The 17,941-nt window shown below is 59.5% G+C and carries 18 protein-coding genes; 7 read left to right on the forward strand and 11 right to left on the reverse strand.

Translation table 11 applies throughout. From position 1 onward, the window contains the following. Positions 1-2 precede the first annotated feature (2 nt). Positions 3-776 (forward strand): cytochrome c oxidase assembly protein, encoded by a 774-nt coding sequence (locus JAO29_RS15270; protein ID WP_334269101.1) that lies wholly within the window; start codon positions 3-5, stop codon positions 774-776. Positions 777-1,033: 257 nt separating this feature from the next. Next, the gene (locus tag JAO29_RS15275) at positions 1,034-2,788 is read left to right on the forward strand and encodes a hypothetical protein (protein WP_334269102.1); all 1,755 of its coding nucleotides are present in this window, start codon (positions 1,034-1,036) and stop codon (positions 2,786-2,788) included. A gap of 79 nt (positions 2,789-2,867) precedes the next feature. Here JAO29_RS15275 and JAO29_RS15280 read toward each other — a convergent pair whose 3' ends face one another. From JAO29_RS15280 to JAO29_RS15325, 10 genes are all read right to left on the reverse strand, one after another. After that, positions 2,868-3,449, reverse strand: a complete 582-nt coding sequence (locus tag JAO29_RS15280) for a VOC family protein (protein ID WP_334269103.1) — start codon at positions 3,447-3,449, stop codon at positions 2,868-2,870. Continuing rightward, positions 3,428-3,841: a nuclear transport factor 2 family protein gene (locus tag JAO29_RS15285; RefSeq protein ID WP_334269104.1), complete on the reverse strand. Its 414-nt coding sequence runs from the start codon at positions 3,839-3,841 to the stop codon at positions 3,428-3,430. Before JAO29_RS15285 ends, JAO29_RS15280 begins: the two co-directional genes overlap by 22 nt. Beyond that, positions 3,838-4,782, reverse strand: a complete 945-nt coding sequence (locus JAO29_RS15290; RefSeq protein WP_334269105.1) for an aldo/keto reductase — start codon at positions 4,780-4,782, stop codon at positions 3,838-3,840. Before JAO29_RS15290 ends, JAO29_RS15285 begins: the two co-directional genes overlap by 4 nt. 216 nt (positions 4,783-4,998) lie before the next feature. Next, on the reverse strand, positions 4,999-7,062 hold the full coding sequence (locus JAO29_RS15295; RefSeq protein WP_334269106.1) for a M28 family peptidase: 2,064 nt from the start codon (positions 7,060-7,062) through the stop codon (positions 4,999-5,001). A gap of 270 nt (positions 7,063-7,332) precedes the next feature. Next, the gene (locus JAO29_RS15300; RefSeq protein ID WP_334269107.1) at positions 7,333-8,541 is read right to left on the reverse strand and encodes a M23 family metallopeptidase; all 1,209 of its coding nucleotides are present in this window, start codon (positions 8,539-8,541) and stop codon (positions 7,333-7,335) included. A 290-nt stretch (positions 8,542-8,831) separates the two neighbouring features. Further along, a complete protein-coding gene (locus tag JAO29_RS15305) occupies positions 8,832-9,584 on the reverse strand; it encodes a hypothetical protein (RefSeq protein ID WP_334269108.1) in 753 nt (250 codons plus the stop codon). Between the two features lie 181 nt (positions 9,585-9,765). Beyond that, entirely contained in the window at positions 9,766-11,214 is a 1,449-nt protein-coding gene (locus tag JAO29_RS15310; RefSeq protein WP_334269109.1) for a hypothetical protein, read from the reverse strand. Beyond that, on the reverse strand, positions 11,211-12,602 hold the full coding sequence (locus JAO29_RS15315) for an alkaline phosphatase family protein (protein ID WP_334269110.1): 1,392 nt from the start codon (positions 12,600-12,602) through the stop codon (positions 11,211-11,213). Before JAO29_RS15315 ends, JAO29_RS15310 begins: the two co-directional genes overlap by 4 nt. 288 nt (positions 12,603-12,890) lie before the next feature. Further along, a complete protein-coding gene (locus JAO29_RS15320; protein ID WP_334269111.1) occupies positions 12,891-13,817 on the reverse strand; it encodes a cation diffusion facilitator family transporter in 927 nt (308 codons plus the stop codon). 307 nt (positions 13,818-14,124) lie between these two features. Beyond that, complete coding sequence (locus JAO29_RS15325) at positions 14,125-15,012, reverse strand: SDR family oxidoreductase (RefSeq protein WP_334269112.1); 888 nt, start codon at positions 15,010-15,012, stop codon at positions 14,125-14,127. Between the two features lie 147 nt (positions 15,013-15,159). Here JAO29_RS15325 and JAO29_RS15330 point away from each other — a divergent pair, with 147 nt between their 5' ends. The 5 genes from JAO29_RS15330 (at position 15,160) to JAO29_RS15345 (ending at position 17,734) form a co-directional block, all read left to right on the forward strand. Further along, the gene (locus JAO29_RS15330; RefSeq protein ID WP_334269113.1) at positions 15,160-15,759 is read left to right on the forward strand and encodes a TetR/AcrR family transcriptional regulator; all 600 of its coding nucleotides are present in this window, start codon (positions 15,160-15,162) and stop codon (positions 15,757-15,759) included. 335 nt (positions 15,760-16,094) lie between these two features. Next, positions 16,095-16,448 carry a YciI family protein gene (locus JAO29_RS15335; protein ID WP_334269114.1) on the forward strand — a complete coding sequence of 118 codons (354 nt, stop codon included), beginning with the start codon at positions 16,095-16,097 and terminating at the stop codon, positions 16,446-16,448. A gap of 29 nt (positions 16,449-16,477) precedes the next feature. Then, positions 16,478-16,825, forward strand: a complete 348-nt coding sequence (locus JAO29_RS15340) for a dihydrofolate reductase family protein (protein ID WP_334269115.1) — start codon at positions 16,478-16,480, stop codon at positions 16,823-16,825. Between the two features lie 15 nt (positions 16,826-16,840). After that, positions 16,841-17,062: a dihydrofolate reductase family protein gene (locus JAO29_RS23560; RefSeq protein WP_442886406.1), complete on the forward strand. Its 222-nt coding sequence runs from the start codon at positions 16,841-16,843 to the stop codon at positions 17,060-17,062. 195 nt (positions 17,063-17,257) lie between these two features. Beyond that, positions 17,258-17,734 carry a cupin domain-containing protein gene (locus tag JAO29_RS15345; RefSeq protein ID WP_334269116.1) on the forward strand — a complete coding sequence of 159 codons (477 nt, stop codon included), beginning with the start codon at positions 17,258-17,260 and terminating at the stop codon, positions 17,732-17,734. 3 nt (positions 17,735-17,737) lie between these two features. On the opposite strand, the gene JAO29_RS15350 is transcribed toward JAO29_RS15345, so the two are convergent. Next, positions 17,738-17,941, reverse strand: a 204-nt coding sequence (locus JAO29_RS15350) for a hypothetical protein (protein WP_334269117.1), incomplete at its 5' end; no start/stop codon positions are given.

A 17,941-nucleotide genomic window follows, 5' to 3' on the forward strand; every position in this document is an offset into this window, starting at 1 on the left:
ACATGAAAGGACATGGGGATGCTCCGTCGATGCTTTTACCGATGGTTCTTGTTTGCATTGCGGCGACAGGATACGTTCTGCTTGCCGTGGCGCAGCGGCGGCGTCCGTGCAAGTGGAGCCGGGTACGTACCGGGCTGTTCCTGAGCGGTTGCGTGCTGCTGATCTGGGGACTGTCTCCCGGGGCGTTGCCGTTTGCGCCGGGAGATTTTCGCAAGCACATGCTTCAGCATCTGCTGATCGGGATGTTTGCTCCGATTGGGCTGGTGATGGCCGCGCCTGTGACGCTGTTGTTGCGAACCCTGCCCTCGCGGTGGGGCCGGCGTGTAACAGGCATCCTGCGAAGCAGGGCTATGCATTGGATGGCTAATCCACTGGTCGCTCTCGCCCTGGATCTGGGCGGTATGGCGCTGCTGGATTTCTCTCCGCTGTACAGGGCGATGATGATGAACCCATCGCTGGATTACCTGATCCACTTTCATTTCGTCGCGGCGGGATGTCTCTATACGTGGGTGATTGCCGGGCCCGATCCTGCTCCGCACAGACCGACGGTTCCGATGCGGCTGATGGTGTTGGGAGTCGCGGTTGTGATTCATTCCGTGCTGTCTCAACTACTGTATGCGGGCTGGCACGTCTCCGCTGCTGCGCCTTTGTCTGAAGTGCAACGAGGTGCGGAGCTGATGTACTACGGAGGAGATATCGCTGAGCTGCTGCTGGCGTTCGCGCTGGTGACCTCGTGGCATCCTGCAAAGAAGCATGTGGAATTTGCAGCCGCATAGACTGCGTTTGTCCGAAGACAGGGATCCGGGTTCCGCAGTACCGCTGCTACCGTAAAGACAACCTGCCTTCCGAAACAGGACCACAACCGGGAAAAGAGAGCCATTCTGTGAAAAGCAGGACAGCGTTGCAGCATGAGAGTTTTGCCGCGCGGGTGAAGTTTCCCCAAGAGATTTGACAGCGACAGCCGCGCATGGCTTACTTGCTGTGCAATCCGACATCAGTTTCATGGGCCCCATCTCTCAAATTTGAGGTTCATGTGCCAGACCAAACTTACGCGCACAGTGTTGTCTTCTCGCAAAACACAGAGATCGATTCTTCCCTGGAGATCAAGGGCAATTTGACATGCTCGCGGCTTGTCGTCCGGGGTGACCTGACTGTGAGCGGCGGAGTGATCTCCGAGCTGCATCTCTACGTAACAGGTAAGCTCACGGTTGGGCAGTCGCTTCAAGCGGTGCAAGAGATCCGTGTGGGGAAATCTCTCACAGCGGGAAGTGATGTATCCGCTCGAGCCATTCGAGTAGGGGAGAGCCTCACCTCGTCCGGGCGCGTCCGTGCGCAGGAGAGGATCGAGGTCGGACAGTCCATAACGGCGAAGGGCCAGGTGGAAGCCGGAGTGCAGCTTCACTGCGGAGCCTCTATTCAGACGGACGCATGGGTACTCTGCCCGTCATTCGACATCCGGTGCACCGAGCTTCGCAGCCGGCTTCTTCCATTGGGACGTGAATTCTGGGCCAGCCTTCCGCTGCTTTCCGAGTGGAGCGAACAAATTAGAGATACAGATGTATGCTGGCCCGAGCTTCGCCGCCTGCCGAATAAGGAGGAGGCGAAGAAGATAGCCTCAAGCCATTTCGGGCACTGGTCGCTGGAGGGTCAGCTTCAGGTTTTTCTGGGTAGCCAACCGACAACGATGGCGCCTCCCGAGGCTCATGCGAGCATACCGCCCATTACCTTTGAGGACTCCACCGCTGGCGAAGCGCCGACGGAACCTGCAGTGCGGGATCAGAGCAATCCGCTACTCACACTGCTCATGAGCACGGTGAAGACACCGTTTCCTGACTACACCGGGAACAGTTCGTATGGGGATTTTGAGCGGGCGCTGAAGAACCAGGGCGTTCTGAACATGGATTTGCGGCAAGCTTACCTCGATCTCGACATCGATCTGGATAGGGTGTACGAGGTTGTGCAAGCTACGGCTGTGCCCGATGCCTCTGTGAAGACACAGATATTGAGCGAGTTGAACGCAGCGACCAATGTGCGGCTCAACTATACGAATACCAATACGTTTATCAATTCCTCGATCCTGGCGGACGACCTTAAGATCGGATACGTCGGCAATATGGTTTCCGTTGAGGATGGCGACCAATGCTCCTTCAATGTTTTGGGAGTGATCGAGAGCATTATCGATGGCCTGAGCGCTATCCCTGACGCAGGTGCGATCTTTACGATCATCGATGCCATCTCAGGGGTCATTCAGAACGGCTGGGGAGGAGGCGTTCAGAGTGTCAACGCTGCCTATACGCAGCTCTACGGTGCACTGAGTACACAGTTCAACAAGCTGCTTAGCGTGAACGGTCTGGTTGTGCAGGCGCTGCTGTCTGACTGGGGCAAGCTGAAACAGGCGAATGCTCTCATTATCGATGGAACCCTGAACTGGCCTGCTGATGACAGTCCCGCGATCACGGCTGCTGCGAATCGTTATGAGATTGAGGTCTTCAGAGTTCTTTTCCCGCTGCACTGGAGTCCGGAGTATAGCAGCTTCGGTCCGTTTTATAACTGCACGTGCGGATCCAATGTGCTGTGGACAGGGAATGGATTCGCTGGAGATGCGACCTATTGGCTCACATACGGTGGGTACTGGTGGGGTGACTGTCCTGACGCGGAGAACGAACTCGCGAGGATCGGCGTATCGATAGAAAATCTAACGCAGGGCACTGGGCTCTGGGGGAGTTCTACCTGGCAGTGCAATGCTCCGGTATGTCAGGAGCGTCCGAATTGCTGCCCCAAGAATTGATGGGTGCTGAGAAGTAGAACTCGCAGCCCAGCACCTGTTCACAGCAGCAAGGATTCGACACGCAGATTGGGAGAAGCTCTTAATTCTCGCGTGCCGCGGCTTCCAGTGCAGTCAGGTCCAGCTTGATCATGCCCATCATGGCTTCCATGGCTTTGGGATGGCTGATCAGCTCGCCGATGTTGCGGGGCACGATCTGCCAGCAGAGGCCGAAGCGGTCGGTGAGCCAGCCGCAGGCCATGGGCTTGCCGCCGCCGTCCATTAGTTTGTCCCAGTAGCGATCGATCTCCTGCTGGCCGTCGCAGCGGACGAAGAAGGAGATGGCTGGATTGAGCTGCTGGGCGGGACCGCCGTTGAGGAAGACCATCTCCTGGCCCTCAAGCTCGATGGTGATGGTGGCGATCTTGCCGGCGGGCCAAGGGCCGACGCCTTTGGAGCGCAGCTCATCGAGCTTGCGTGCATGCGGGAAGACGCTCAGGTAAAACTTGGCGGCTTCTTCAGCGTTGTCGTTGAACCAGAGGAAGGGGGCAAGTTTGTTCATGGCAGGGATGGTAGCAGATGGCGTGTCACTTTGATCGACGGAGCGCATCAGCAAATCTTCTGCTTTCGCCGGTCTGTCGGACTGACCGCCATGCTTCTCGTTCAGGGGATTTGCTGAACCCATTGACTCCGCCAGGCCGGGGCCTCGAAGGGATCGGCGAAGTACTGTGTTTCGTGCACGACCTTGCCGTTGCGGAACTCCATGATGCTCACGGTGTATGCCGGTCGTCCCTGGTAGGTGATCGTGTATTCCGTGATCCAGAGATCGCCTTGCCCGAGGATTCGCTTGACGTTGAAGCCGGATGGCTTGCCGGGATGATGACTTCGCAGAGCCTGCAGATTGTTTCGCCCGAGGATTCGCTCCCCTGACTGGGGATAGTCGCAGATGGCATCGTCATCGTAGATATGATGCTCCGCGTCTGCATCGCCGGCTGCAGACGCGCGCCAGTGCGAATTCAGCGCCTCACGGATCTGGTCGTCCTGGATCGACTGCTCTGGGGAGTGTTCGGCTTTCATGTTGAACTACCTCGCGGGATAAAGCCGGGTATGCCGGTTTGCACGACCTGGTTGAGCCTCTGTCTGGTCTGAATACGATTGATTTCATCTAATGCATCTTCTGGAAGGGGAGAGATGTCGAAGTTCTCTTTCGCGCGAGCTGCAGTTCTGGGAGTGGTAAGCAGGGCAGTGCCTCGCTGCACCGCCCAGGCCAGCAGGACCTGCGCCGGTGACTTTCCAAGTCGTGCGGCGATTGCGATGATGACGGGATCTTCAAGGGGGCCTGGTCTGGCTCCGTGGCCCAGGGGAGCAAAGGCCAAAAGGACGATGGACTTCTCCTTGCAGAATTGCAGAAGCTCCGTCTCCGGAAGATAGGGATGTGATTCGACCTGAACCACAGCGGGCTTGATCGTAGCCGACTCGTAGAGTGGCAACAGCTTGTCCAGGGTAATGTCAGACAGTCCGATGGCCCGGCATCTGCCGTGCTCTACAAGACTCTCCATTGCTCTCCAGGTATCGAGCAAAGTCACGCCATCATCGTAGAGGATTTCGCCGTTTTGGTCGCGCGGGTCCTGCTCGTCCCCTGGTTGAAATGCAAAGGGAGTGTGGATCAGGTAGAGGTCGAGAAAGTCGAGTCTGAGTCTCTCGCGACTCGCCTCGAATGCCGGGGCGACGCGCTCCGGCCGATGATTGGAGTTCCACAACTTTGTGGTGATGAAGATATCTTCGCGGGCGATTCCCCCCGCTGCAAGCCCCGCCTGCAACGCCTCACCTACCTCGCGCTCGTTCCGGTATCGCTCAGCACAATCGAAGTGACGAAATCCGGCTTCCAGAGCGTCCCTGGTCGCGGCTATCGTTACAGCCGGGTCAGGAATCAATGTGCCGAAGCCGAGTGCAGGCATCTCGCCACCGCCGTGGTTCAGCGGCACTCTCCTCATCCGAAGCTCAGAAGATCCAGTCATACGGATACCTCCGCATTAAGTTTGCTGCGTGGCCGGATTGCGAATCTGAGTTCAAACCGCGGAAAAGGGGACAACAAGAATTGTCAAACTTGTTATTAGGAACTGCTGCTTACCATATACCTGTTTGCCCGCTGATGCTGCACTCGTCTTCTAAAACGCGCTACCGTCATCACGAATGAAATGACGAGTAGCGCGTTTCTATGCGATGCCGCGAGTTTAGCCCTGCACGAAGTCTACGTAACCGTGTTTCTGGAGGAACTTGAAGTAACCCACCCAGTCAAAGTTCGACTGGCCCAATTCCAGTTCCGCCATTTTGATGACTTCGGCGAGGTTGCGTTTTCCGTCGCACCAGTAAAGCGCCGAGGTAGTCGGCCCCCAGAAGGCGCTGACGGGGTAGCCCTCTCGCTCACTGGGAGGGATGTCCTCCATCGTGATGGTGCCCATTTTTTTGCGGCGAACGATGATCTTTTCAGCTTGGGGATTCACCGGGGGGACGGACGGCTGAATGGTCCCGAGGTGAAGTTCGGCGGCGCGCTGCTGCACGGCGTCTTCGATCCGCGTCTTCTGCGTGCCGGCGAAGGACTGTAGACCGGCCAGTCCCTCGGGAAGATCGGCTGCCTGCTTCACTGCCTTGGTTTCGCGCATGAGGTTGTAATCGACGCGAGCGGTCTCCCAATAGAGCAGACGGCCAAGGGTGTCGGCGTCCTTCGCGGCGGCGATCTGGTCGAGGCTGTTCTCCGCTGCCGCATTGATCTGGTCGTAACCGCGCGACAATGCCAACTGGGCCATCCAGTGCATCTGGTCGGGACCTGCTGAGGCGAGGAAGTACGCGTAGGCGGCGTTCATGACGCTGAGGTCGCGCAGGGAGTTGGGATCGACCTGGGAGGGGGTATCGAAGCTGGTGTGGTGAGCCTGGATGCCGTGCCCGCCGCGCGGAGCCACGGTGGGGATGTTGATCATCGGATCTCCGAGGTCATTGTCCGTTCCGCTGTTGTACTCGCTCCAGTGGAAGGGACGGTCGACCATGGGGAAGTACTCCGAGGCAAGACGCACGGTGAAGGCATCGACAAACGAGGTGGCCGACTGCGGATTGAGGACCCAGTTGAACTCCGTTCCCGCGAGGTTCTGGAATCCGGCGGGTGAATCGATGCACATGCCCGCGATGGTTTTCTTTACCCGGTCCTGGTGGGCATAGAGATAAGCGAGCGTGCCGTAACGCTCTCCCATGCCAAGGATGCGAATGGTCCGCTTGGGCCTGGGCAGCTTGCCTTCCTTGATGAGGCGGTTCAGCGTGGCGGTGGCTTCGATGATGGAGGCGACTCCGGTGGCGTTGTCGCTGGCGCCCTCTTCGAAGAGATGGCCGAGCGAGAAGACCTCCTCAGCTCCAGGACCGTCGGTGCCGAGGATCGCTCCGCTGACGTAGGGATACTGACCGTCGTAGTAACGGGTATCCACGTTAGCCCGAACCTTGACCGGGCCGTGCTCCAGCAGTTGGTGGAGGTACTGCTGCGAGCGCGGGGTGATGGAGAAACATACGAGTGGCGTGCTGCCCTTGGTGAAACTCCAACCGTTGTCGCCGAAAGAGTTGACCCAGTCCCGCTCATCCAACAGTGCCGGATTGGTCGCGCTCTCGTGAAGCATACCGAGCGCGCCGGCTTTAGCAAGTGCTGTCTTGGACATGTGGCCGCCGAGTACGAGCTTGCCTTTGAGGTCTGCGTTGCGCATGTCTTTGGGAGGCAGCACGATCTCGGTCTCGACTCCGCCGCGAGGAGTGGGACCGCTCCACATGCAGAGGGAAGCAGGAACTCGCTGATAGTCTGCGACGACGCGCATGTCTTCGGGGACGTTGGGAGAGACGATCTCAAGGGTGCCGACATGGGCGTCCCATGCCATGGGCTCCGTCCAGAAGCCAGACTGGGTTACTCCGTCGGCGTGTGCGTAGCCGATCTGGACGTCGTCGAGTCCGGCCTCCCGCATGATCTCCGCTACATTTTTTGCGGTCACCTGGAAATGCTGAAAGTCGAACCAGCGGTCGTTTTCCCAGATCTTCCGCATGTCCGCCATGGCTTCGGTGGAGTTGACATTCTCGAAGAGGAGCTTCAGCAGGTTGGTTACCGGGCTGGGACCTTCGGGCCCACGCGCGCGTCCCGGAAAGCCGTGTCCCCCCACGAGGACGACCGGGGAGGGCGGGGTAGAAGATGCGGACTGCCCACCGCGGGTGGCGGTTTGTGCCGAAACAGAAACAACACTGATTGCGAGGAACAGCGCGAGTCTCTTCATAGGTCGCATCCTTTTAATTAGCCGCTTTTATCGGGAATGTTCTACCTCCGTAAGATATGCGCGGCTTTTGACTCTGCAATAGGGCAATAGCCTTATGGTCCGGTAGTTTCGGCTTCTGCGCTCTAAGAGGTGCGCCCAGCGACAGCAAGAGAGGAGTGTGTCCCGCTGCGACGCTCCTCTGATATGGACCTTGCTAAGCGATGTGCGTTCCTGCAGACGAGCTCGAACGACATGGAGCTGCGTTGCCGGCTGGTGCCAGCGGGGTAATAGCTATTTCATTCTTTCGGAGGGCAAAGCGGGAAACGAGATGATGAGCTGATCGAGGGGGAGGGCGTTCTCGACGTGACGAAGGGGGTGTATTGCGCGGTTGGCGATCGGGCTGCCATCGGTTTCGGCCTTGTCGAAGGCCGCAGTGTCAGGGACGGCTGCGGTGATCTGGAAGGAGTCGATGGCGTAGGGAAGGCCGTTTGCAGAGAGGGACGAGGGCTCGGCCATGACCTGGAAGTGAAGGTGAGGCACGATCGAGTTGCCGGTGTCGCCGACGAGGCCGAGGACCTGGCCGATGTGAACCTTGTCGCCGACGTGAACCCGGACGCTGCCGGTTTGCATATGGGCGTAGAGAGCGAAGGTGTGACCGCCGAGCGCGGGATCGTCGAGACGGAGGATGACGGAGTTGCCGTCCGCCTCATCGAGCGAGATGCCCTGCGGATATTTGCCCGGGGTCTGTTCGGGGAGACCATCGATGGTGGAGACGACCGTGCCGTCGGCCACAGCAAGGACGGGTTTGCCGAAGATGGTGTAGCTCTCCAGCTTTTCGCGCGGGCCGGAGTAGATGCGGTTCTGGGAGTCCAGCTGTTCCCAGTCGACGGCGTAGCGCTGCGCGAGCCATACGTGGTCGTTGACGCCGATGGCAGCGCGCATGTGACGGACAGAGTCGCAACAGGAGTCGGCGGAGATGTAGTTGTTGCCCGCGAGCGGTGGATGGATGGCGGCGATGGCGCGCTGGTGGGGCGTGGTGTCCCCGCCGGTTTCGATGAGGTTTTGGAAGGCGGGAGGCGCCGCGGCAATGAAGGTGGTGACCCGGTGAGATAGCTGATGAGGAACGGCTGCTCCGCCGGGCAGGGTTACGTCGATGAAGAGGAGCGCCTGCGTGCTTTTGCTGAGGGAACCAGTCGAGGTGCGGAGTCCGGCGGGTTGAAGGCGTGTGGCGATGGCCGCGGAGTCGAGGGTAGTAATGACTTTGCCGTCACCCAGAATCTCGACACTCTTCACAGCGATATCGCCGCTCGAGAAGTTCAGCATCCACAGCTCATAGACGAGGTGGGTGTTTCCGTCGGAGCCGATGAAGGGCACGGGAGGGTTCTGGACGGAGAGGATGAGAGGCGTCGGGTTCTCTTTCGCATGTGCGAGGGGATGCGTGAAGGATAGTGTGAGCAGGGCGACGAAGAGGGCTCCGCAAAGATGTGTGTGCCGACGCATTGGTTGGCGCTCCGAAGTGATTCGAGTATGAAAAAGATTGTGCAGACGGGTCGGGAGAATTGTAGCGTGACGGAGGTGTGCGGATGGGCGAAGCTCGGCAGCTAAAGGGCAAAGCTTGCTGGGACGACTGAGCGCTGATATGAGTCGTGGCCGGTTGTTGCTCCTGCGATCAGCAGTGACAGGGCTTCAGCTCACCTCGGCGCACTCTATCGATGGATTCAATCGACACAGTGACGTTGGTGCGCTCGCGGCCAGTGAGGTGTGGCCGCTGGTTGTGAGGGATTCCCGAGCTATCGCGGAGGAGCTGCCGGGAGTGTGGGCGCGCCTGCCGGGGCGGCGTTTCTTATGGGTGAGGGAACGGCTCGAAGGCTGAAGCTCGCGATGGCGGCGGGGTTGGAGTTCGGAAGGACCTGGAGGGTTCCCAAGACCTCGGTCGCCGAGGGGGTCTGGTCGCGGAGCCGGAAGACGAGGACGCCGGGCTGGACTTCTTTGGCAGAGAGCAGGTTGAAGCCGCCGGTCTGCTGCCGGAGCTCGATCTGCGCTTCAGCCGCCGGGCCGGGCGCGACATTGGGCAGGGCGTTGGCAAGCGCGGGGTAGCTTGCCTGGTTGAAGGCGGCGAGCCAGCCGTAGAGGAGGCGGCCGGCGGGGGTGTCGGGGATGAGGCCCACCTGGTCTCCGAAGCGGGGCAGGTGAACGATGACGAAGGGGTGAACGGGGCTGACGTGATCTCCCCCGCGGCGGGCGGGCACGGGAGCGTCGGCGGGATCACCCAGGACGATGGTATCGATCTGGTTGGGGTCGTCGTCCTTGTCGGGAGGCGGGGTGGCTCCTGGCGTGACGCTTGCGGAACGGCCAGCGCGGGAGTTGTCGGAGGTGAGATGTGCGTGCCCGGTGTGACCCAGAGCGTAGAGGACTGAGGAGAGCGCAGCGACGGCGACAACGATTGCCAGCAGGATGGCTCCCGGGCGGAGCGGCTGGCGCCCGGTGATATAGAAGGTGGGACCGGTGAGAGTGGGGACCTCGGTGGGGAGAGGCTGCTGCATGGCTCGGTGTTCCTTGGGTGTCCCGGGCGAGTTTGGCGCCACTTATAGTGTAGACGGGGTGACAAAGGATGGTGTGAGCGTTGCTATTCCAGGAGGAACACGCTTTCCGGAATGCTGTGGAGGCGGCGCCGGATATCACCTCTGGAGAGAACTTCAGCTAGCGTCGGCTCCGGAGCGGTGATCAAAACAACTTGCTGAAGTTGTAGTTCAGGAGAGGCCCATGTCCGGCCCCCCAGGCGATATAGGTTTGAGCGACGACATTTCCCTGGAGTCTGAAGGTAGCGCCGAGTCCGGCGTCCTGGCGGAGATTAGCGAAGGTGAGATCGGATAACGCGGAGCCGACGCGGCCTGCATCGTAGAAGAGAATCAGGCCGATAGGATCGACGATGGGGACGGAGTACTCAGCCTGAACGGAGACGGCGTTGCGGTCACGGAAGCGGTAGTTAGGGAAACCGCGGAGGCTTATCTGCGAGTTGATGTCGGAACCTCCGACGGTGGGCTGCAGATAGAACGGGACGACGGAGCCGGTGCCGGTATTGGAGACGGCGAGATTAGAGCGAAAGTCGAGCCTGCCGTAGTTGCACTGCTGCGTGACCTTGATCACGTAGTCGCCAGGGGCAGTGAGCTTCTGGTTACCGTTCCCGCAGGCGTTTTTGAGAATGAAGTAGAAGATGCGCGAGCCGAGCCCGGAACCGATGTCGGAGACAGTCACGTAGCGGCGAACATTCGAGCCGAAGGAGATAGACTCATCTCCGGTGAAGAGGAAGCGCTGGAAGGAACTGGGCGCGTCGTTGATCCCGTGATACCAGTGATAGGACGCCCGATTGTCGAAGCCGAAGCGGAGGTTGCGCTTCATCAGCGGGCCGGTATGGTTGAGCGGATCGTCGTTTGTCGCGGGGTTGGAGAGAGCACTGGCGGTGGTGGCGAGCGCGATGTTTGTATGGGTGAAGAGGGGCTGTGATTGCAATCCAGGCGCCGTGATGTTGTTGAAGTTGTTGCTGACAGAGAGCGGGTCAGTCGTTGGCGGGAGATCAGGCTGTAGAAATTCGACACCGCCAGCGACAGCCAGATGGTCGGTAAGCGGGAGGTTGCCGGTGAGACCTCCAAAGGTATCGTTCTGGTGGAAGGTGTGCTTGATGGCGGGCGAGCGAGCGCCGAGACCGTAGAACGAGATCGTCTGCAGGCTGCGGTGGACTCCCTGTGCATGCAGTGAGAACTGGGTCTTTGTGCAGAAGACCCCAAGGCGCTGACAGACATCGCCCGCTTTGTTGTGGTCGGGGGTGTAGAGGGGTGGTGTGAAGTCGAAGACTCCGGAGGCTACCCAGCTCTGATTGACGGAGCCGACGATGGAGAGCTTCACCTGCCTGGAGGAGAGCTTGCCGGTGCTCGAGACGTTGTCGGCTTCGTCTTCGAACATGCCGCCGAGTGCGAAGCCGTTGCCGGGGGGCAGGCCGGAGAAGGTGAAGTGGAATCTGGGATCGGAGAAGAGTGCCTCGGCGCATTCGACGCGGGTGTGAAGCTTTGCGGTGGAGTCGAAGAAGGTGCGGCACATGCTCTTGGATTGAGCGTGCAGTGAGCCTGCGCAGGCGAGGAGCATACAGAAGAAAGAGAGGCGCAGTCGGAGGTTCATTGGCGTGCTCCTGTGAGGACGACCTGTTGCGCTCTGCGTAAGTAGTCAGAGACCTCGGCTGCATTGGTGAGGGTGTTGACATCTCCGACAGGTTTGAGTCCTTCGGCTGCGATGGAGTGCTGCATCACCTTCGCCATGAGGACGGAGAGATCGGTCGCGGTGCGCGGCTCGGCGGATGCCTGGATCTCGATGGGGGGTGAGACCACAGGTTTGGGGAGCTTGACGACATCTGTGCGGATGGCGTCGCCGGTGAGGGTGAGCACGTCGTCGAAGGTAGGTGCCTGAGCTTCGCGCCAGGTGAGCGGCTTGCTACCGGGACAGAAGAGCTTGCGCACAGTGGCCACGACGGAGGAGTGCTCGTAGTCGCGATCATGCAGGACGGTGTGGGGAGGGATGCAGGGTGAGACGAAGACGGCCGGGACTCGAACGCCAAGCCGAGTGAAGTCGAAGGGCGGGTCAAGTGAGGGAGTGACATCAGGGACGCCAGCGGAGGATGGCTGGCGCGTAACGGTGGGCGGCGTGACATGGTCGAAGATGCCGCCGTGCTCGTCGTAGATGATGAGGAAGAGGGTATCCTTCCAGCCGGGGCTCCTGGTAAGCGCGTTGTAGATGTCGGAGATGAGAGCCTCGCCGCGATCGACGGGGAAATCAGGGTGCTGGCTGTTGGCGAAGTTTCCCTGCCCGTCGTCGTCGTAGGTGGGCTCGATGAAGGTGTAGGCGGGGAGATTGCCGTTACGGGCATCGGCGGCGAACTGAGAGTAAGGGAAGAACTTCCCCTGGTGCTGTATGAGGTACTTGTTGGCGATGAGGATCGAGGCTCCGCTGGAGTAGATGCGGAAGTCGTAGGGAGTGGTCTGATCGAAGCTTTCGAAGATAGTGTGGAGCAGGAAGGGCGCGTCGATTGCGTCCTGATTGACGGAGCCGACGGAGTTAGCGCCATGCACAAACATGCGGTTCGGGATGGTGGAGCCTGGGACGGAGGAGAACCAGCGATCGCAGACGGCGTACTGCATGGCTAGCGTGGTGAGGACGGGTAGTGTCTTCGGGGTGAAGCACTTCATCACGTTTCCGGCGCGGACGGGGTTCTTCGTGAGGGTGTAGTAGTCGCGGACGAAGCCGCGCATGTCAGCAGGGACGGTGGTGCCGCTGCTGAAGATCTGGGCGGTGACGTCGTCAAAGTCGTGATGAGGATCGGGGCTGAGATCGTGGACATCACCTGCGTCGGGAGTGACGACGACGTGGGTATCGAGCTCGCGGGCGGGGTAGTTCCACTCGTCGCCATTGAGGCCATCGATGGAGGGGTTGAGAGACTTCATGAAGCCGAGCATGTGATCGAAGGAGCGATTCTCCAACATCAGGACGACGAGATGCTTGATCTGGGTCGGCATGGTTGATTACCTCAAAGAGGCCCTGTAGGGATCAAGAATGATGGACACGTTATCACAACGGCTCTGTCTGTCGTCGATAGCTGGCAGGATACTCCAGTGCTCCTGCCAGGTGCGAGAAGAGGATTGAGCGAAGCCGCAAGCTATGGCGATCCGCTCAGTGGCTTTTGATTGACGCCTCTGTGGGGCGTCGATAGACTCCGCGGATCATCGACGATGCTCCGCTAGACAAGGGCGAAGCTGTTCGCCGCTCATCGCGAACTCCCTTCGACCGGAGCAGCGCCGTCTCATCTACGCCGCCGGGCGTTTGAGCTCTTCCCTGGTCGCCTTCTCCGGCGCGATATACACATACTTCACCGCGGGGAATTGTTCGCGGATTCTCTCCTGGATCTGATCCACGGTATGCATCAGTTCTCCAGCACGCCGATCAGCCCGAAAGGCCAGATCCATGGTCACCAGCACCGTCTCAGGCCCGAAGTGCATGCTGTGAGCCGCGCGGACTGTCACCACTTCGTCGACCTCACCTGTTATGTTCTGGATCGCCCTGCTGATATCGTCCTCCACGCCTTCGCCCACCACGAGAGAGCGCGTCTGCGTGATCAGGAACACCGCCGTCACCCCGAGTAAGCAGCCAATCAATACCGCCGCAAGCCCATCCGCCCACAGGATTCCATGCGTGTTCGCAAAGACTCCAGCTGCCGCGATGAACTCTCCGATCACCGCGGCTGAGTCCTCCGTGATCACCATCAACGAGCCCGGGTCCTTGGTCTCCCGGATCGCTTCCCAGAGCTTCTTGCCCTGGTTCTGGCGACAGAACTGTCGCCAGCTGTAGATCAGGCTTCCTCCATCGAACAGTACTCCGCATAGCAGCGCAATGTACGCCAGGGATGCCTTCCGCACCGGCTCCGGTTTCATCATGGTTCGAACGCCTTCCATGATAGTTACACCGCCGCCGATCGCCAGAATCGAGCACGACACCAGCAACGCCCAGAAATACAACTCTTTTCCATAGCCAAAGGGATGCTGCTCGTCGGGAGGCCTTTGGCTGCGCTTTAGCCCCAACAGGAGGAGGAGATCATTGACTCCATCTATACCGGAGTGGATCGCCTCTGACAGCATGGCCGAGCTTCCGCCCAAGGCGGCGAAAAGCTTCGCCGCCATGATTGCGAAGTTCGCCACAATGGCCCCGACGACCGATGCTTTCGACTCCTGTGCCATCTCCGTATGATGCCGCCCGCCTATTTGGAGCTTGCTGCCTCGGCCCGCACCGCCTGTGCGCATCCAGCGCGATCTTGCTGCCGTTGTCGGTGGCGAGAATGAGGAGGACTTCTTCGAACGATAAAAGATCGCAGAGTCCACCAACCCTCAAGCTGGACCATGTTTGTTCAGGGGCGGAATGGTTGCAGACGGGAGGTCACCGCCGATCTATAGGCATCGCTAGATATCGCTCCGCTGTCGAGAAAGGACCCCATGGAACAGGGCCCTTTATCTCGATACCACTCTGGTGCAAGAAGCAGACATTCCACTAAAAGTACTTCATGTTGGTCAGGTCCTCGATCAGTCCCGGCCCAGTCGGCTCCCATCCCAGCGCCTTGCGCGTCCACTCGCTCGAAGCCGGCATATCCACGGCAGCGAAGTGCGCAAACCAGCCAAAGTATTCGTCTGCCTTTTCAGGATCGATCGAAACCGCCGGCACCTTCATCCCTCGGGCGAGCGTCTCGGCGATCTCGCGGAGCGCAACGCCTTGTTCCTGCACCGCCTGATAGACCGTGGTGCCCGGACCCGCCTGCTCGACTACGAGGCGGTACAGGTGAGCTACGTCTTTCAGCGGAGCCGCGGGCCAGCGATTAGCGCCATCGCCCACATAAGCAGAGATCCCTTTCTCGCGTGCCATCTGCGTCAGCAGCACCACAAGTCCCTGTTTGCGCGTGTCATGTACCTGCGGCAGGCGAACAATCGCAACACGCACACCCCGCTCAGCCGCCGCCTTTGCTGCCTGTTCAGGCTTTCGCGGGATCGCAGCCGAATTGACTGGCGGATCGTCCTCCGTGCGCACATGGCCCGGTCCGCCGCTCGTCAGTCCCGTCCCGGAGGTTACGACCAGCAGCTTGCCGGGTTCAAGCACGGAACCCAGTGCCTCGATAGCCTTGCGCTCGTCCTCCCCGTTCTGCGCGAACTTGGAAAAGTCGTGGTTGAACGCCAGATTCACCACGACATCCATGCCTCTCGCTCCGCTGCGCAGGCTTTCCAGGTCCTCAAGATTGCCCCGATGCACCTCGGCGCCCGCGACCTTCAACTGTTCCGCGCCAGCGTCGCTACGGACCAGCCCGCGGACCTCATGCCCAGCCTCAATGAGCTCCTTAACCAGCTCCGTCCCGATGAACCCTGTCGCTCCTGTTACAAAAATACGCATAGACCCTTCCTTCTGCTGTTTGTGGCACGGTTGCCAGAGCACCGCGCCAGAATTGAGGTTTGCGTCCACGCAAAAGTGGAGGCAGTCTCCGGTTATAAGATAAGTGGAGATTGTCTCCGGTTGCAGAATCTTCTGAGAAACTTATGTATGGCGAAAAAGCAGGCCTCATCACCTCCGGCTGTTCGCAAACTCCGTGCGGATGCGCAGCGCAACCGCGAGCGCATCCTCGAGATTGCCAGGCTCGCCTTCCGGCTGCATGGAGCCGAAGCTTCGCTGGACGACATCGCTCGACAGGCGGGTATTGGCCCAGGCACGCTCTATCGTCACTTTCCCACGCGCGACGCTCTGATAGAAGCTGTCTACCGTAGCGAAGTCGAAAAACTGACTGCAGCCAGCGAGCGCTGCGCCGCCACAATGCCGCCGCTCGAAGCCCTGCGCGCCTGGATGCTTCTCTTCATCGACCACGTTGCCGACAAACGGCTGATCATTCCTGCAATGGAGACGGTTGCCGGTGGCTCCATGCGTCTCATCGAAGGTGCGCGCGGCCTTATCCATGGTGCGTTTCTTACTTTGGTCCAGCGCGCCATTCGCAATGGTGATCTGCGTTCAGACACTGAACCGGACGACTTCATCCGCACCCTTGTCGGTGTCTTTCACACGACTGCTCTGCCGGGCTGGGAGGCAAGCGCCCGCAGGATTGTCGACATCCTCATTGAAGGTTCGCGGCCAAAGATGTATCGATTTTGATAGACGCTCTTCTCGGGTGTGGATTGCTGACGTGAAGAGGATTGTCATTATCGATTCTCGAGCTGGGTGGCTGCCAAATTCAGGGGATGATCGCAGGCAGGACGATGCGAGCCATGGTGGATTCTCGAATGGCTGCAGGCAGGCGGGGAGAGCATCTTTTCCCTGGGAATAGAGGAAACCTGTCACGTGCATTTTTGCGAACGACCTGAAAGTCCCTGCCATGAATTCCAAAATTAAAATCTTCGATGGATTGTCGAATTCCGGTCTGGCCGTTCGTCGTTGTAAGTGAAGGCCGGTCAGAGGACCTCGCCTGAAGGACTGTTTGAGGAGAAGACATGCCGCAATATCTTGTTGCTATTCACCACCCCGACAACTACGACGGGTCCCTTGAAGGCGAAGCCATGGTCCGCGATATCGATGTGCTCAACGAAGAGATGGAGGCTGCCGGTGCCAGGTTCTTCGCCGGCGGCCTGCAATCGGCGCGCTACGCGAAATCACTACGTAAGCAGCCCGGCGGAGAGGTGGTCATCACCGATGGACCATACCTCGAGACGAAGGAACACGTTGGCGGGTTTTGGATACTCGATGCAGCCAACATGGATGAGGCAGTGACGTGGGGACGCAAAGCCGTCGTCGCCTGCCGCGCATCGGTCGAAGTACGCGAGTTCCTCGCAATGCCAACAGAATAGAGACTGTATCCCGGAATACGGAGACTCAAGTGAGAAAGCTAAAGATCATGGAACACATCTCGCTGGACGGCGTGATCCAGCACTCCGCCGATGACGGCGATTTCCCCTACAGCGACTGGACCGTGCCCTATCGGAACCCCGCTGGGAGAGATGCAATCCTCGCCGCGCATGGCGCCCGCTTCGATCTGCTGCTCGGCAGGCGCACCTACGATCTCTGGTCGGGCTTCTGGCCAAAGGCGCCGAGCAGTCCGATGGCGGACGGCATCAATGCGGCAACAAAATATATAGTCACCCACCATCCTGAAAGTCTTGAATGGGGCCCGTTCGAGGGCCTTGGATCGGACATCGTTGAGGGCGTTCGACGCATTAAGTCGTAGGACGGCCCGGATGTTATCCTTTGGGGTAGCTCTACGCTGACGTCGACGCTGCTCGAACATGGGCTTGCGGATGAAGTCCTGTTGATCGTCTATCCGGTCCTGTTGGGTACGGGGAAGCGCTTCTTTGCGGAGGGAACCCCGCCCCGCTCCTTCGAGCTCGTCAGCACGAAAGCTTTTCCATCTGGCATCGTGATCAACGCCTATAAGGCGGCAGGATCTCTGCAAAGCCTGAGATGAGGATGCATCTCGGATGGTCTTCATGGTGATGGATCCCGGACGTGTGAATCAGCCGCACCGGCTGCAGTTCCCAACGCAGAAGCGGTGGCGAAGACGTGCCCATCAGCTGAGGTGCGGTTCAGTCCTGTGAAACACGACTCCAGAGAAAGCGTCTTACTTGCACGAGGGGGCTGGGCTTCGGTTAGGATGACGGGCATGAATAATATCAATCGTCGTGAACTTTGTATTGCTCTTTCGGCTCTGGCAACAGTGGGAGGCCTTTCGCTCGATGGGGAGGCGCAGGCGCGGTCGAATGACGTTCTGTCGCAGTCGAAGACGTGGACCTTCGATTCGCTGCCGGTGAAGCATAACGCGAATGGCGGCGCCAGCAGGTCTGTGGTTCAGGGGGTTCTGGCGACCGGGGAGGCGGTTGAGGTCCATGAGACGACGCTGCCGGCAGGGCAGATGCCGCATCCTCCACATAAGCACCGGCACTCGGAGTTCATGTTTATCCGCGAAGGGGATCTGGAGTTTCAGAATGACGGAAAGATGGAGAAGGTCGGACCGGGGGGTGTGATCTTCGCGGCCTCGGACGTGATGCACGGGCTGAAGAATGTCGGGACGACGCCGGCGAATTACTTTGTGATCGCGATCGGGAGAGAGTCAGCGATGCTTCCTGCGGGTGCGAAGTAGGAGTCAGGGACTGAAGCCCCCGTTGCCAAAGGAGGGGTATGGCACGGCTGAAGCCGCAGATCCTTCGACTGCGGCTGCGCCTTCGCTCAGGATGACAGTTGTAGAAGTGAAAAGCTTGGGCGGAGTGAAGAGTCGTCTGGTTCGTGCTCTCGCGTGAATGGCCCACCTTAGCCGCTTCGCGGCGATGATGGGCCATTCGTTCGGTTT

It is taken from the genome of Edaphobacter sp. HDX4 (assembly GCF_036877565.1).
GTDB lineage: Bacteria > Acidobacteriota > Terriglobia > Terriglobales > Acidobacteriaceae > Edaphobacter.

Excerpts from the sequence above, each read along its gene's own strand:
- JAO29_RS15295 (WP_334269106.1), bottom strand. The coding sequence starts at position 7,062 with ATGAAGAGACTCGCGCTGTTCCTCGCAATCAGTGTTGTTTCTGTTTCG.
- JAO29_RS15330 (WP_334269113.1), top strand. The coding sequence starts at position 15,160 with ATGGCGAAAAAGCAGGCCTCATCACCTCCGGCTGTTCGCAAACTCCGT.
- JAO29_RS15335 (WP_334269114.1), top strand. The coding sequence starts at position 16,095 with ATGCCGCAATATCTTGTTGCTATTCACCACCCCGACAACTACGACGGG.
- JAO29_RS15315 (WP_334269110.1), bottom strand. The coding sequence starts at position 12,602 with ATGCCGACCCAGATCAAGCATCTCGTCGTCCTGATGTTGGAGAATCGC.
- JAO29_RS15345 (WP_334269116.1), top strand. The coding sequence starts at position 17,258 with ATGAATAATATCAATCGTCGTGAACTTTGTATTGCTCTTTCGGCTCTG.
- JAO29_RS15280 (WP_334269103.1), bottom strand. The coding sequence starts at position 3,449 with ATGGGTTCAGCAAATCCCCTGAACGAGAAGCATGGCGGTCAGTCCGAC.
- JAO29_RS15270 (WP_334269101.1), top strand. The coding sequence starts at position 3 with ATGAAAGGACATGGGGATGCTCCGTCGATGCTTTTACCGATGGTTCTT.
- JAO29_RS15310 (WP_334269109.1), bottom strand. The coding sequence starts at position 11,214 with ATGAACCTCCGACTGCGCCTCTCTTTCTTCTGTATGCTCCTCGCCTGC.
- JAO29_RS15290 (WP_334269105.1), bottom strand. The coding sequence starts at position 4,782 with ATGACTGGATCTTCTGAGCTTCGGATGAGGAGAGTGCCGCTGAACCAC.
- JAO29_RS15325 (WP_334269112.1), bottom strand. The coding sequence starts at position 15,012 with ATGCGTATTTTTGTAACAGGAGCGACAGGGTTCATCGGGACGGAGCTG.
- JAO29_RS15300 (WP_334269107.1), bottom strand. The coding sequence starts at position 8,541 with ATGCGTCGGCACACACATCTTTGCGGAGCCCTCTTCGTCGCCCTGCTC.
- JAO29_RS15305 (WP_334269108.1), bottom strand. The coding sequence starts at position 9,584 with ATGCAGCAGCCTCTCCCCACCGAGGTCCCCACTCTCACCGGTCCCACC.
- JAO29_RS15285 (WP_334269104.1), bottom strand. The coding sequence starts at position 3,841 with ATGAAAGCCGAACACTCCCCAGAGCAGTCGATCCAGGACGACCAGATC.
- JAO29_RS15320 (WP_334269111.1), bottom strand. The coding sequence starts at position 13,817 with ATGGCACAGGAGTCGAAAGCATCGGTCGTCGGGGCCATTGTGGCGAAC.